Origin of the sequence: Pseudarthrobacter sp. SSS035 (assembly GCF_023273875.1) — a bacterium.
Classification (GTDB): domain Bacteria; phylum Actinomycetota; class Actinomycetes; order Actinomycetales; family Micrococcaceae; genus Arthrobacter.
In genome coordinates, this window is the sequence record NZ_CP096882.1 from 3,671,675 (window position 1) to 3,685,606 (window position 13,932).

Annotated in this window: 18 protein-coding genes and 1 other RNA gene; 14 read left to right on the plus strand and 5 right to left on the minus strand. The window is 64.1% G+C overall.

Features of this window, described 5'->3' with window-relative positions; translation table 11 throughout:
* The first annotated feature begins 270 nt into the window (after window positions 1–270).
* The 14 genes from MUN23_RS16940 (at window position 271) to MUN23_RS17005 (ending at window position 11,736) form a co-directional block, all read left to right on the plus strand.
* Window positions 271–1,494, plus strand: a complete 1,224-nt coding sequence (locus MUN23_RS16940; protein WP_248759924.1) for a CpaF family protein — start codon at window positions 271–273, stop codon at window positions 1,492–1,494.
* Entirely contained in the window at window positions 1,494–2,348 is an 855-nt protein-coding gene (locus MUN23_RS16945) for a type II secretion system F family protein (protein ID WP_248759926.1), read from the plus strand. The genes MUN23_RS16940 and MUN23_RS16945 overlap by 1 nt, the downstream gene beginning before the upstream one ends.
* Window positions 2,345–3,286, plus strand: coding sequence for a type II secretion system F family protein (locus MUN23_RS16950; protein WP_248759928.1), 942 nt, complete (start codon window positions 2,345–2,347; stop codon window positions 3,284–3,286). Before MUN23_RS16945 ends, MUN23_RS16950 begins: the two co-directional genes overlap by 4 nt.
* 81 nt (window positions 3,287–3,367) lie before the next feature.
* A complete protein-coding gene (locus MUN23_RS16955; protein WP_227008108.1) occupies window positions 3,368–3,634 on the plus strand; it encodes a hypothetical protein in 267 nt (88 codons plus the stop codon).
* Window positions 3,635–3,658: 24 nt separating this feature from the next.
* Window positions 3,659–4,081: a TadE/TadG family type IV pilus assembly protein gene (locus MUN23_RS16960; protein WP_248759930.1), complete on the plus strand. Its 423-nt coding sequence runs from the start codon at window positions 3,659–3,661 to the stop codon at window positions 4,079–4,081.
* Window positions 4,082–4,172: 91 nt separating this feature from the next.
* Complete coding sequence (locus MUN23_RS16965; RefSeq protein ID WP_371875930.1) at window positions 4,173–4,565, plus strand: hypothetical protein; 393 nt, start codon at window positions 4,173–4,175, stop codon at window positions 4,563–4,565.
* A 64-nt stretch (window positions 4,566–4,629) separates the two neighbouring features.
* Window positions 4,630–5,043 (plus strand): pilus assembly protein TadG-related protein, encoded by a 414-nt coding sequence (locus tag MUN23_RS16970; protein WP_248764120.1) that lies wholly within the window; start codon window positions 4,630–4,632, stop codon window positions 5,041–5,043.
* A 63-nt stretch (window positions 5,044–5,106) separates the two neighbouring features.
* Window positions 5,107–6,225 carry a peptide chain release factor 2 gene (prfB, locus tag MUN23_RS16975; protein ID WP_058931963.1) on the plus strand — a complete coding sequence of 373 codons (1,119 nt, stop codon included), beginning with the start codon at window positions 5,107–5,109 and terminating at the stop codon, window positions 6,223–6,225.
* Window positions 6,226–6,400: 175 nt separating this feature from the next.
* Window positions 6,401–7,195, plus strand: coding sequence for a cell division ATP-binding protein FtsE (ftsE, locus tag MUN23_RS16980; RefSeq protein WP_248759932.1), 795 nt, complete (start codon window positions 6,401–6,403; stop codon window positions 7,193–7,195).
* The gene (ftsX, locus tag MUN23_RS16985) at window positions 7,192–8,106 is read left to right on the plus strand and encodes a permease-like cell division protein FtsX (protein WP_248759934.1); all 915 of its coding nucleotides are present in this window, start codon (window positions 7,192–7,194) and stop codon (window positions 8,104–8,106) included. Before ftsE ends, ftsX begins: the two co-directional genes overlap by 4 nt.
* 27 nt (window positions 8,107–8,133) lie before the next feature.
* Window positions 8,134–9,540, plus strand: coding sequence for a M23 family metallopeptidase (locus tag MUN23_RS16990; protein WP_248759936.1), 1,407 nt, complete (start codon window positions 8,134–8,136; stop codon window positions 9,538–9,540).
* Window positions 9,541–9,627: 87 nt separating this feature from the next.
* A complete protein-coding gene (smpB, locus tag MUN23_RS16995) occupies window positions 9,628–10,098 on the plus strand; it encodes an SsrA-binding protein SmpB (RefSeq protein WP_056343258.1) in 471 nt (156 codons plus the stop codon).
* Window positions 10,099–10,185: 87 nt separating this feature from the next.
* Window positions 10,186–10,554, plus strand: a transfer-messenger RNA (tmRNA) gene (gene ssrA / locus MUN23_RS17000).
* A 204-nt stretch (window positions 10,555–10,758) separates the two neighbouring features.
* Complete coding sequence (locus tag MUN23_RS17005) at window positions 10,759–11,736, plus strand: S1C family serine protease (protein ID WP_248759938.1); 978 nt, start codon at window positions 10,759–10,761, stop codon at window positions 11,734–11,736.
* Between the two features lie 4 nt (window positions 11,737–11,740).
* On the opposite strand, the gene MUN23_RS17010 is transcribed toward MUN23_RS17005, so the two are convergent.
* From MUN23_RS17010 to MUN23_RS17030, 5 genes are all read right to left on the minus strand, one after another.
* Window positions 11,741–11,878 carry a hypothetical protein gene (locus tag MUN23_RS17010; protein WP_185260969.1) on the minus strand — a complete coding sequence of 46 codons (138 nt, stop codon included), beginning with the start codon at window positions 11,876–11,878 and terminating at the stop codon, window positions 11,741–11,743.
* Window positions 11,879–11,959: 81 nt separating this feature from the next.
* Window positions 11,960–12,328 carry a hypothetical protein gene (locus MUN23_RS17015; RefSeq protein WP_056343264.1) on the minus strand — a complete coding sequence of 123 codons (369 nt, stop codon included), beginning with the start codon at window positions 12,326–12,328 and terminating at the stop codon, window positions 11,960–11,962.
* Between the two features lie 43 nt (window positions 12,329–12,371).
* Entirely contained in the window at window positions 12,372–12,770 is a 399-nt protein-coding gene (locus tag MUN23_RS17020; protein ID WP_248759939.1) for a CrcB family protein, read from the minus strand.
* Window positions 12,767–13,201, minus strand: coding sequence for a CrcB family protein (locus tag MUN23_RS17025; RefSeq protein ID WP_248759940.1), 435 nt, complete (start codon window positions 13,199–13,201; stop codon window positions 12,767–12,769). Before MUN23_RS17025 ends, MUN23_RS17020 begins: the two co-directional genes overlap by 4 nt.
* On the minus strand, window positions 13,202–13,915 hold the full coding sequence (locus tag MUN23_RS17030) for a metal-dependent transcriptional regulator (RefSeq protein WP_248759941.1): 714 nt from the start codon (window positions 13,913–13,915) through the stop codon (window positions 13,202–13,204).
* Between the last annotated feature and the right edge of the window lie 17 nt (window positions 13,916–13,932).

Here is a 13,932-nt window from a genome sequence, read left to right on the forward strand (position 1 = left end):
CGCCCAGTTGAGGCTAGCCTGGACGTTACAACCTCTAGCGTTTCACTCGGCAGGCGTCAGACGGATAAGCACCACGAATCATTCTAGTGGGCGGGACACTGCGTTCAGGTCTTGCCGAACGCCTCCGTGGAAGATGACCGACCAGAAATGGCATTCCGTCACTGTTATCCACAGCCCGCCTCATATGACTTGGCGCCGTGGTGTAGCGTCCCTAGGCTGTACCCAGTTGAACTGCCTCCGCCGGGGGCGGCAGTTGTATTGGGGAACTACATGGACGCTGTGCGAATCGTGGAAGACGAAGTCCGCGAGCTGATCCGCCGTCGGGGTCTTGATCCACTGCGGCAGGCGGGCGAGGTCCGTCGTCTCGTAGAGGCGGCTGTCAGCGACTACGACGAACGGGCCCTGATGGGGCCGCTCCCTCCGATTGGTCCGCTGGAGGCCGCACGCAGGTTTGTCTTTGACGCGGTGGCCGGCTTCGGTGTCCTTCAGCCGCTGCTGGACGATCCGACCATCGAGGAAGTCTGGATCAACGCGCCCAACGAAATCTACGTCGCCAGGAACGGCGAGTCGGAACTGACCTCACTCAGCCTCACGGACCAGCAGGTTCGCGATCTCGTGGAACGCATGTTGAAGAGTTCCGGCCGCCGCCTGGACATGTCATCGCCCTTCGTGGACGCAGCCTTGCCTGATGGTTCGAGACTCCACGTAGTTATTCCAGATGTCACCCGCAGGCACTGGGCCGTGAATATTCGCAAGTTCGTGGTGAAGGCCAGCCGCCTGGAGCACCTGGTCGAGCTTGGAACCCTGACACCTCAGTCCGCCCGATTCCTCTGTGCCGCGGTGTCCAGCGGACTGAACATCCTCGTGTCGGGCTCAACCCAAGCGGGCAAGACCACCATGCTCAACTGCCTGGCCGCGAGCATCGGCAGCCGTGAGCGCGTCATTACGGTCGAGGAAATCTTCGAACTCCAGTTCCCGCTCCGGGACGTCGTCGGACTCCAATGCAGGCAGCCTAACCTCGAAGGCGAAGGCGAGATCCCACTGCGCAGGCTTGTAAAGGAAGCCCTCCGGATGCGCCCGGACAGACTAGTGGTGGGAGAGGTACGGGAAGCGGAAAGCCTGGACATGCTGATCGCCTTAAATAGTGGACTTCCGGGGATGTGCACCGTCCATGCAAACTCAGCTCACGACGCTGTGACCAAGATCTGTACCCTTCCGCTACTCGCCGGTGAAAATATCTCGTCTGCCTTCGTCGTCCCCACGGTGGCGTCCTGCATCGACCTCGTCGTCCACTGCAGCCGGCACGCCAACGGCCGCCGCCAGGTAACCGAGATCCTTTCCCTCGGCCGGCGCGTGGAAAACGGCGTCATCGAATCCTCCATGGTTTTCGCCATGGAGGATGGCCAGCTGCAGCCGCGGGCCAACTCCATGCCCGCGGCGGAGAAGTTTTCCCGGGCAGGGTACGACGTCGCGGCGCTGCTGGACCCGCGCTGATGGCGCCTCTGGTAGGGGTGCTTGCGGGCGCCGGGCTCTTCCTGATCTGGTGGTCGTTCTGGGAAAAGCCGGCAGCGCTGAAGCGCCGCCCGCGGGCCAGCCGCCTCGAGGACCTGCTGGCCTCCGCCGGAATCGAAAAGGTCACCGGGACGGGCCTCGTGGCCTCATGCTTGGGATTGGGCATATTTGTGGCTCTCATCCTCTATGTGGTCAGCCGGTCATGGCCTATATCCGTCTGCTTCGGACTTTTCGGCGCCTGGCTGCCCGTCAGCATTGTCCGGTGGCGGGCGACCAGGAGAACTGCCGTCCTACGCCAGCTCTGGCCGGACGTGGTGGACCACCTGCGCTCGGCCATCCGCGCCGGGCTTTCACTGCCGGAGGCCCTGATCCAGCTGGGGGAGAAAGGCCCCGAGGAGCTTCGGCATGTTTTCCGGGACTTCGGAGCCGACTACCGCGCGGGCGGGCAGTTCGATGCCTCTCTTAATAAACTCAAGGACCGGCTGGCGGACCCGGTGGCGGACCGGATCGTCGAGGCACTCAGGCTGACCCGTGAAGTGGGCGGTTCGGACCTGGGGAAGCTGTTGGGCACCCTTGCGGAATTTCTCCGGGAAAATGCGCGGACACGCAGCGAGCTCGAGGCCCGGCAGTCCTGGACTGTCAACGCCGCCAGGCTCGCGGTTGCCGCCCCCTGGATCGTTATGCTCCTCCTGGCCACCAGGCCTGAAGCCGTGAACGCTTACAACACGCCCATGGGAGCCGGCGTCCTCCTCGGCGGGCTCGTGGTGTCGCTGGTCTGCTACTCCATCATGCTCCGCATCGGCGCCCTTCCGCAGGACGAACGGGTGCTGCGATGAACGGGATCTCGGCGACTGCGATTGTGTGCGGCATAGTCCTCGGTACGGGCCTTTGGCTGATCTTCGTTCGGTTGCCCTTTATGCGGCCGCTCACATTCGTCGAGCGCATCGATCCGCAGCTGAAATCGCAAAACCTTGAATCGCGGTTGCTGCGGGCCAGCGGACAGAACGCCACGCCATTCGGACCGTTGGAACGGATCGTGCGTCCCCTGCTCCACGACGGACTCGCAGCCTTGGGGAAGCTGAACCTCGGGTCAAAGGCGCTGACCCGCAGGCTCGCCCAAGCCAGCATCAACAAATCACCCATAGATTTCAGGGCTGAACAGCTCCTCTGGGCCGCCGCTGGATTCGCCGCCGCCGTGGCCGCCGTGGTGCTGGGCGCGGTAGCCGGCCGGTTCAGTCCATTCCTCGCGGTTGTGGCCGTCCTCGGAAGCGCGCTCGGCGGCTTTCTCTTCCGTGACTTCTGGTTGGGCGTCCAGATCAGCAGGCGGGAATCCCGGATGATGGCGGAGTTTCCCAGCCTTGCCGAGCTCATGGCCCTGGCTGTGGGGGCCGGTGAAAGTGCCACGGGTGCCCTGGACCGCGTCTGTCGCAGTGCCAGTGGGGAGCTGGCCAAGGAGTTTTCCAAGATTCTTGCTGAGACCAGAGCAGGAAAACCGCTGGTGGAAGCGCTCCAGGAGTTTTCCTCGCGGACAGATCTGGGGCCGCTCGTCAGATTTGTCGACGGAATCATCGTCGCGGTCGAGCGGGGCACACCCTTGGCAGATGTGCTGAGGGCTCAGGCCCAGGACGTCCGGGACACCGCAAAACGGGACCTCATGGAGTCGGCGGGCAAGAAGGAAATTGCCATGATGGTTCCTTTGGTCTTTGGTGTCCTGCCCTTAACAGTGGTTTTCGCAGTGTTCCCCGGCATCGCGGCCATCAGCCTTGGACTTTAGCCATGAGCATCGCCAAGCCGTCATATCCACTAACCGCCACATGACTTCCACCGCGTCATTTACACAACGAATGGGACCGAAATGAAAAACATGGGAATCTCGGGCAGCCTGCTGCTCCTCGCTTTGCTGGCTGGCCTGTGGGCACGGACCAGTGAAACTGTGTCAGGCCGGAGGTACGCAGCGACAGATCCCGACGTGCCGGCCCAAGACCACCCGGAACGTGGCGACGTCCCCGGTTGGGTGATGATCACCCTAATGTCCGCAGTCTTGGTGGCGGCGTTGCTGGCTCTCGCCGGCCCAGCCCTCGAAACGATGTTCAACCAGGCCATGGACAAGGTCGGAAAGTAAGTCATGCTGGGCGCCAGCCAATGCATGCCCAACCGGGAACCGTGCCGGTCCCGGATCGGCGCTGAGCCGGGCTGGCGCACGGATGAACGCGGTTCTGCCGTCGTGGACTTCGTCCTCGTGGGCGGCCTGCTCACCATGTTTTTTCTGGCGATAATCCAGCTGACCCTGGTCCTGCACGTCCGCAACACACTGATCGACGCGGCAGCCTCAGGGGCACGTTATGGAACCCTCGCAGACCGGGGAGCGTCAGATGCCCAGGAACGGGCGGCGACGCTCATCGAGACTTCCCTGAACGCTGAGTTCGCGCAGGACATCACAACTGCCGAAGTGATGTTCCAGGGCCTGCGGACCCTCGAAGTGACCATCAAGGCTCCCATGCCCGTCATCGGGCTGATCGGCCCCCGGGACCTGCTGGAGGTGAAAGGCCATGCGGCCATCCAGCCCTAACGCTTTCCGGGCCCGACTGGATATCAGGGCCCGCCTCAAGAAGCGATTCAGCGAGGCGCTCCGCAACGGCCACAGGGACGAGGGGAGTGCAGTGGTCGAATTCACCTTCCTCGCGCTGCTCCTGATGGTCCCGTTGGTCTACTTCATCATCACCGTGGGCCAGATCCAGGGTGGGTCCTTCGCCGTGGTCGGCGCCGCCGACCAGGCCGCGAAGGTGTTCGTCGCCCAACCGGATGCAGTGTCTGCCCAGGCTGCTGCCGAACAGGCAGCTCTCATCGCCCTCGCGGACTTCGGCCACGATGCCGAGCAGGCACGCGTATCCACCCGCTGCGACCCTGCCGACTGCCAGGCTGCGGGCACGGCCATCACCGTCACGGTCAACCTCACTGTGCCGCTGCCCTTCGTGCCGTTCAACGAGGACTTCAGGCTCAAGGCCAGCGAAGTGGAAGCCTCGTCCACCCAACTGGTGGGCAGGTTCCGGTGACCCAAAGGTGACGCACAAAGCGATCCCCGAAGCCACGCAGAGCGATCCCGGTGAGGGCGGCCAGATGATCGTCATGATCATCGGCTACGTCGCGCTGGCCCTCCTGGTGGTCACAGTAGTCATCGGCATCTCCAGCGTCTACCTCGAACACAAGCGGCTGTTGTCCCTGGCCGACGGAGCCTCGCTGGCCGCCGCCGACAGCTACACCTTGGGCGAGGTCGGGGGAGAGAGCGGGAGCCCCTCAGCCGTACTGGGCCCTGGACGCGTCCGCAGCGTTGCGGCCGACTTTATCGCGCGGAGCCCGTCGTCGGCCCGGTTCGACGGGTTAGCCGTTTCAGCGGCGACCGGCAGCCCTGACGGGTCCACCGCCGTCGTGGTTCTCAGCGCTGTTGTCCACCCGCCGATGGTGAACTTCCTGGTGCCTGATGGCATCAGGATTGAAGCGGCCTCCACGGCCCGTTCCCGGCTCACGCGCTGACCGGAAGCGGAGAAGTCAGGAGAAGTCCGGCACTCCGGCCGGATGGCGTAGGCTTAAACAACCATGGCCAATATTGATTTTTCCGCAGAAATCCGCGCTCTTCGCGCCACCTACACCTCCATCGAGCGAGTCAGCGATGTTGAGGCTCTGAAGGAAGACATCGCCGAACTGAGCGAACGCGCCGGCGAGCCGGACCTGTGGGATGACCCCGCCGCGGCGCAGAAGATCACCTCCCGCCTGTCGCACCGCCAGTCAGAGCTGGAGCGGCTGAACAGGCTGGTATCGCGGATCGATGACCTTGAAGTGCTGGTGGAGCTTGGCCAGGACGAGGATGACGCCGATTCCATGGGCGAAGCTGCAACCGAGCTGGAGTCCATCAGGAAATCCCTGAAGGAACTCGAAGTAGTGACGCTGCTTTCCGGAGAATACGACGAACGTGAAGCCGTGGTGTCCATCAGGGCCGGGGCCGGCGGCGTTGACGCCGCAGACTTCGCCGAAATGCTCATGCGTATGTACCTTCGCTGGGCCGAACGCCACGGGTACCCCACCACCGTCATGGACACTTCCTACGCCGAAGAGGCGGGATTGAAGTCCGCAACGTTCGAAGTCAAGGCACCGTATGCGTTCGGCACGCTCAGCGTCGAAGCCGGAACCCACCGTCTGGTGCGGATCAGCCCGTTTGACAACCAGGGCCGCCGCCAGACGTCCTTCGCCGCCGTCGAGGTCATTCCGCTCATCGAGTCAACGGACTCCATCGACATACCGGACAACGAGATCCGCGTGGACGTGTTCAGGTCCTCCGGTCCCGGCGGGCAGTCGGTTAACACCACCGACTCCGCCGTCCGGCTGACCCACATCCCCACCGGCACCGTGGTGTCGATGCAGAACGAAAAGTCGCAGCTCCAGAACCGGGCAGCAGCCCTGCGCGTTTTGCAGTCCCGGCTCCTTCTCCTGAAGAAGGAGCAGGAGGACGCCGAAAAGAAGGCGTTCGCCGGCGATGTCAAGGCATCCTGGGGCGATCAGATGCGCTCATACGTCCTGAACCCTTACCAGATGGTCAAGGACCTCAGGACCGAACACGAGGTAGGCAACACCTCCGCCGTGTTCGACGGCGAAATTGACGACTTCATCGACGCCGGGATCCGCTGGCGCACCGACAACCGGAACGCCGAGAAGTCGTAGCTGCAGTGCCTACCCGGTAGGCCTGATCGCGCGACACACCCCCGAAGCCCCCGAAAACAGGCCAAAAGCCTGCGTATAGTCGAGGAGCCGGAGCTCTACTTCCCCCAAACGAATGCCCGTGCGCCGGCTGCAGATCTGGGCTGTATCAGCCGTGCCCTGCAGGGTAATTAGGGCCATGATCCGATTCGAAAATGTCACCAAGGTCTACGACCATACGGCCCGGCCTGCGCTGGACGATGTCAGCCTTGAGATTGACCGTGGTGAATTTGCCTTCCTCGTCGGCGCTTCCGGATCCGGAAAGTCCACCTTCCTGCGGCTGGTGCTGAAGGAAGACCGGGCCTCCTCGGGCGCCGTGTACGTCGCCGGGCAAAACGTCGCCAAGATCTCCAGCTGGCGCGTGCCCAGGCTCCGCCGCGGCATCGGCGTGGTCTTCCAGGACTTCCGGCTCCTTCCGCAGAAGAGCGTGTTCGCCAACGTAGCCTTCGCGATGCAGGTCATCGGCAAGAGCCGCAGCGTCATCCGCGACACCGTCCCCGAAGTCCTGAAGACCGTGGGCCTGGAAGGCAAGGAAAACCGCCTTCCGCATGAGCTTTCCGGCGGCGAGCAGCAGCGTGTGGCCATCGCCCGTGCGGTAGTCAACCGCCCCGGCATCCTCCTCGCCGATGAACCCACCGGCAACCTGGACCCCACCACCTCCATGGGCATCATGGGCGTGCTGGACAAGATCAACCAGAACGGCACCACGGTGGTCATGGCCACGCACGACGACGACATTGTCAACGAGATGCGCAAGCGCGTTGTAGAGCTCAGGAATGGCATCGTCATCCGCGACGAGGCCAAAGCTTTGTACACCTCCATGATCCCCGTGGTGGGCCAGTCCCGCCGGCTCAGGGACGCCAGCGGCCGGGACGAATCCCTGCCGCCCGCATCAGGGGAACGCAATCCGGGCGCAGGGGAGGAGCAGCGATGAGGCTCGCCTTTGTCCTCGGCGAAATCGGCAGCGGCTTGCGCCGCAACGTTTCCATGGTGGTCTCGGTCATCCTGGTCACCTTTGTCTCACTGACATTCGTGGGTGCCGCAGGCATGCTGCAGCTCCAGATCAACCAGATGAAGGGCTACTGGTACGACAAAGTCCAGGTTGCCATCTTCCTCTGCAGTGACGGTTCGACGGCGGCCGGTTGCGCCACCGGGCCGGTCACGCCGGAGCAGCAGGACAACCTGCAGACTCTGCTCGAATCACCCGCCGTGGCGCAATACGTCAACGATTTCCAGTTCGAGTCCAAGGAAGAGGCCTACAAGCACTTCAAGGACCAGTTCTCGAATTCTCCGATCGTGGATTCCGTCACGCCGGACCAGCTCCCTTCATCGTTCCGCATCAACATGAAGGATCCGGAAAAATACCAGATCATCAGCGAGACGTTCTCCTCGCAGCCGGGCGTCGAAACGGTCATTGACCAGCGCCAGCTCCTGGAGCGGCTCTTCTCGGCCATGAATGCCGCCTCACTGGTTGCGGTCAGCATCGCCGGCGTGATGATTATCTGTGCCATTCTCCTGATCGCCACCACCATCCGGCTCTCGGCCTTCAGCCGCCGCCGCGAAACCGGGATCATGCGCCTGGTGGGCGCGTCCAAGCTCGTCATCCAGCTGCCGTTCATCCTTGAAGGGGTGATTGCAGCGGTGATCGGCGCCGCCCTGGCATCCGGCACGCTGTGGGCGGTGGCGCACTTCTTCCTGGGCGAGTACTTGTCCAAGCAGTATCCGGACACGGCGTTTATCTCGCCGGGCCAGACGCTGATTCTTGCGCCAGCCTTGCTGATCCTTGGCGGATCTTTGGCAGGAATTTCGTCTCTCTTGACCTTACGCAGATATCTGAAGGTTTAGGCTGTGGAAACCGAACAAGGAATCCTTATGAACGAATTGCACCGAACTGCGCCCCGGCACCGGGCCGAACGCCGACGAACTGCAGGCCGCCGCGCCGGCCTGATCAGCGGCGTCCTGGCCCTGCTCCTCGCCGCCAGCATGGGTGCGTCAGCCCCGGTGGCGCACGCCGATGAGCTCGATGACAAGCGTGCCGCCCTTGAAGCTGAGGCGGCCCGGGTTCAGCAGTCCCTGGAATTCGTTGACTCACGCATCGCGAAGGCCGCCGGCGACCTGGTGATCTATCAGGGCCAGCTGCCCGGCGCCCAGCAGGCACTGCTGGAGGCCCAGGGGCGCGTGGCCAGTGCGGTCAAGGAAGTCGAAGCCCTGACGGCGCGGGTTGATCTTGCACAGCAGAACAAGGCCAAAATCACCCAGCAGCTTGAGGCTGACAAGCAGAAGATCGCGGAGACCAAGAAGCTGATCGGCCAGATCGCCACCCAGGCCTACAAGTCCGGAGGAGTGCCGTCGAACCTGACCCTCTTCTTCGGGGCAAACAACGGCGGCAGCCTGACCGACACCATGGACCTCGCGGACCAGGCCATGCGCAGCCAGAACGCCGCCATGGACAAGCTGTCCCAGCAAAGCGCCACAAATGTGAACTCGCAGGCCCGGCTCGAAGCCGTTGAGGCAGAAATCAGGGACCTCAAAGCCAAGGCAGACGCCGCCTTGGAACGGGAAAAGGCTGCCCGTGACGAGGCGGCTGCCAAGAAGGCCCAGGTTGACCAGCTGATCGCCGACACCGTGCGACTTGATGCCGAACTCCAGGCAGCGAAACCAGGCATCCAGTCCCAAATGGCGGCGGTTGCAGCGAGCCAGAACTCCGTTGCCAACGAAATCGCCGAACGTGACCGCCGGCTCCGCGAGGCTTGGGAGGCCGAACAGCGCCGGCTAGCGGAGGCGGCCGCTGCCGCGGCACGGGCGCAGGGCCAGGCCGAGCAGCCGTACGCCCCCGTGACCGGATCGCCGTCGGCCTTTGGCCTGCGGCACCCGTTCTCCGGTGACGTTCCGATCACCTCCGGCTTCGGCTGGCGGTCAACTCCGCCGGGAACCATCGATTTCTACGGGCAGGGCGGGTATGTCCACACCGGCATTGACTTCGGCGCCGCCTGCGGCACCCCCGTCTACGCTGCGGCGGCCGGCGAGGTGTTCTCCTCAGGCTGGAGTTCCGCCGATGGCGGCGGCTGGCGGGTAAAGCTGTCCCACGGTGTGGTGCAGGGCAACTCCCTGACCACGATCGTCTACCACAACAGCAGCGTCGTGGTCTCCAATGGCCAGCAGGTTTCCCAAGGGCAGCTCATCGCCTACTCGGGCAACACCGGCAACTCCACCGGATGCCATGCGCACTTTGAAACCTGGCTCAACGGGGCTGCCGTTGACCCGATGCGCCTGCTGTAACGCCGGTCCGCGCCTGCCGTACACTGGTATGACTCCGCGCCGGAACGGCCGGAGCCAACCAGGATCCACGAACTGAGGAGTTCCACCGTGCCCAAAGAAAGTGGCCGTAAAGTTGTGGCCACCAACCGCAAGGCTCGGCATGACTACCACGTGCTGGATACGTACGAGGCCGGCATCGCCCTGATGGGGACCGAGGTCAAGTCCCTGCGCGAAGGCCACGCCTCCATGGTGGACGGCTTCTGCACGTTCTACAACGACGAGCTGTGGATGGAGGGCATCCATATCCCCGAGTACAACCAGGGGAGCTGGACCAACCACTCCGCACGCCGCCGTCGGAAGCTGTTGCTGCACCGTGAGGAGCTCAACAAAATCTCCGTGAAGATCCGGGAGTCCGGCTTCACAGTGGTGCCGCTGCAGCTGTACTTCCTCGATGGCCGGGCCAAGGTCGAGATCGGCGTCGCACGCGGTAAGCGGGAGTACGACAAGCGCCAGACCCTGCGCGAGCAGCAGGATAACCGCGAAGCCCTTCGCGAGGTCCGGGAACGCAACCGCAGGTAGGAATGATTTCCGCCGGGCATGCGTTATGATAGGTAGTCCGGCAGGGATTTGTGCGTGCACAGCCCGGCCGGTTTGAAAACAAAATACGGGGATGATCGGTTTCGACGATGTTAGTCGCGACAGGTGAAGCGGGCCGAGGATGCAGAATTATCTCGTAAACGCTGTCTGCAAACCAATAAGTGCCAAATCAAACCGCACTGACTTCGCTCTCGCTGCCTAAGCAGTAAGACAGTCCGTCAGCCCGAGGTTGCTATTGCCCCGGATCCTGGCGTCATTTAGATAGCCACTGCTGCTTGCCTCCGTCATCGGGGCAAACGGGACTCTTAGATGACTGGGCCCGGATCAGCCACCTGTTTGCAGGAGGGCTGGGGCCGAGAAAGTCCGACGCAAACTGCGCCCGGAGAAGCCCTGTTAACACAACATCGGACGGGGGTTCAATTCCCCCCATCTCCACATTTTGAATGTCGCAAGACATTGCCAGAAGGCCCGGACCCCGCGTCCGGGTCTTCTGGCATTTAAGCGCCGTGTTGAGTGCCCTGTTCACCCACGGCGTAGCCGTTCCGGGACTACCGGGCGCCACCGCGTGGTTGTCCCCAGTAAGCTCCGGCGCAGCAGCAGGTCTGGAAGCCGGAGGCAGCAACGCCAGCCAGGAGGTGTGCCATGGAACAGGCGCAGGAACCCAATGCAGCGGCCGACGACGGTCGGCTGGACTCGTATTCGGAGACCGTCATGCGCGTGGCTGAGACGGTGACCCCGCATGTTGCGGCCATTGAAATGACCGGCAACCGCCGTAACGGCCGGTTCCGCATGGGCGCAGGCTCCGCGGTGCTCTTCACTGAAGACGGCTACCTGCTCACCAATTCGCACGTGGTGGCCGGCACCCATCAAGGCCATGCCGCCTTTGCTGACGGGAGCCGGACCGATCTTGAACTGGTGGGGGCGGATCCTTTGTCCGACCTTGCGGTGGTCCACGGCAGGGCGCCGAAAGTGGCCCCGGCGCAGTTCGGCGATGCCGAGACGTTGCGGGTGGGCCAGCTGGTCATCGCGGTGGGAAATCCGCTGGGCTTGGCCGGATCAGTTACAGCGGGTGTGGTCAGCGGCCTGGGCCGTGCCATTCCGGTGTGGTCCAGCGGCAACCGGCGCGTGATCGAGGACGTCATCCAGACCGACGCAGCACTCAATGCCGGCAGTTCCGGCGGAGCCCTGGCCGATACCCACGGCCGCATCGTGGGAATTAACACCGCCGTGGCCGGAGCGGGGCTGGGCCTGGCCGTGCCCATCAACACCACCACGCGGCGCATCATCTCGGCGCTGTTGAAGGACGGCCGCGTCAGGCGGGCTTATCTCGGTGTTGTCAGCACACCCTTCCGGCTCAATGCCAGCGCGGTGATCAGGACGGGACAACGGGACGGGCTGCGCGTGGTGGAGGTCCTGGCCGGTTCGCCTGCAGATCGCGGGGGCCTGCGTGCGGGTGACGTCATCCTGACAGCCGGAAGCCGCCCCGTCAGCAACGCCGAAAGCCTGCAGAAGCTACTGTTCGCCGATGCGATCGGCCAGCCGCTGCTGATTCGAGTGCTGAGGGACGGCCAGGAAGTGGACATTGTGGCAGTGCCCGAAGAGATGGCCGGGAACGGGTAAACCGCTACCGGCGCTTCTTCAGGTGCGCTACTGGGTCCTGAGGGCCTTCAATCGGGCTCTTGGCCTTCTTCTCCGCGCGTTTTTCCTTGATGGTTTTGACCGGCTTCTTGTGCAGCTGCTGGTGTGGTGACTTGTCCGGCATGGCGTGCTCCTTACAACGGGGGACAGGCTGCGTCCCACTTCGTAAAATACGCCTGTTCAGCCCCGAATGTAATGCCCCGAATCAGTCCGGAACTGCAACGTCCGCGATGCCCACGAAACGGGTCCCGACGCCGTCGAACTCGCTCCTGATGAGGCCCGGCCGCAGCGGCGGCACCTCGTCCGGGGCATGGTGCTCGCACACCACATACGTGAATTCCGGCCACCATTTTTTGGGCCGGGCCGCTTCCTCGTAGCCGCAGACGGCACATTCCAGGTGCACCCAGACCGGACGCTTGCCGGTCCGGTTGGCCCGCGACTGGATCAGCCATGCCGGTGGGTTGTCCAGGATTTCGCCCAGCTCCGCCTCGGTCAGTCGTTTCGGGATGCCATGGCGTTGGGCCATTTCCATCGGTACATCAAGGGCAATTGCCGCGTCGCGTCTGCTAATCATCAGAGTCAACGATACGGGACCGGGACAAACCTGAATGAGTCCCTTACGACGCCAGTGCGATGCCCACAGCCGCCGCGGCAAATCCGGCGGTCAGGTTGGCGCCGATGTTCAGGGCGGCGGCACCGAACCGCGACTCGCTCAGGAGCCGCGCCGTGGCGGTGGTCCAGGAGCTGAACGTGGTGAGACCGCCCGCCAGGCCGGTGGCGACAGCCGTCTGCCACTCGGGGGCAAGGCCGAGCCGTCCGGTCATGCCGATGGACAGTCCGATGATCAGGCACCCGCTGACGTTGACGGTGAGCGTGGCCCACGGCCAGTGCCGCGGCCTACCGCTCGGGCTGACGGCCGTGCGGAGCCCCTCGCGGTGGGCGAACCAGCTGTCGATGGCGAAGCGCAGCAGGGCGCCCGCCATGCCGAACACTCCCACCAGGACCGCGCCCGTCACGGCGCTGTCCCCGCCCGGTCACCCTGCAGCCGGTCGGTGAGCAGCCGCCCGGCCCGCCAGCCACCGGCCGCGGCGCCCAGGCCCAGCAGCAGGGAGAGCCCCAGGTAGGCGATCCACGCGGGATGTTCGCCGGCCCTGGCCAGCTGGTCAATCGAGAAGACTACTGCAGAGAACGTGGTGAACGAGCCCAGGAATCCTGGCCCCAGGCCGGCGCGCAGCCAGAATGCCGTCTGCGGCCGCGCCATCCACACCGTGGTGAGGGCGGCCAGCACAAAGCTTCCGGCCACATTGATTCCCAGGGTGGTCCAGGGCATTGCCCCAGCGGTTTCCGGAAAGGCGAGTCCGAGCCCGTACCGTAGTTCCGTTCCGGCCAGGCCGCCTGCCGCCACTGCCAGCCAGGCCCGCCAGTGCGGCACGCGGGCGTTGGTCATTCAGCTGTCGCTGAGGGTGCAGCCGGTGTGGGGGTGGTCGCTGTGGACCCAGAGCGCGGCGGTGACTTCATCCGCGAGATCGTAGTCCCGCTTCCTGCCCGCGTTGCTGATCCGCACCACCAGCGCTCCGCCAAACGGCTTACGCCCCACTACCTCCACCTCGTCGTCGAGGTCAATTTCCTCGGCGGAAAGATACCGCAGCAAATCAGGGTTCTCGTCGCTGATGCGGGTGATCCGGCCGGTGTGCCCGGGATCGAGTTCGCCGAGCAGATGGGCCTCGGGCAGCAGCACCGTGCCGTCCGCGGCGGGGATCGGGTCACCGTGCGGGTCGCGTTGCGGGTTGCCCAGTTTTGCCGCCATGCGCTCAATAAACGTGTCCGACACCGCGTGCTCCAGCAGTTCGGCTTCGTCGTGGACTTCGTCCCAGCTGTAGCCGAGCTCCTGCACCAGGTAGGTCTCAATGAGCCGGTGCCGGCGCACCATGGACAACGCCAGCCGGACCCCGGAGTCCGTGAGGGTGATGGCGCTGTACGGCTTGTGGTCCACCAGGCCCTGGTCCTTGAGCTTGCGGACCATCTCCGAGACCGATGAGTTGGCCACCCCCAGGCGCTGCGCGAGCTGGGAGGACGTGATGGGTTTGTCCTGCCACTCCGTGAAGCCGTAGATGACCTTGACGTAGTCCTCGATCGAGGAGGAGGGCGCGCTGGTCTTCACGTCTCCTAGCCTACCCG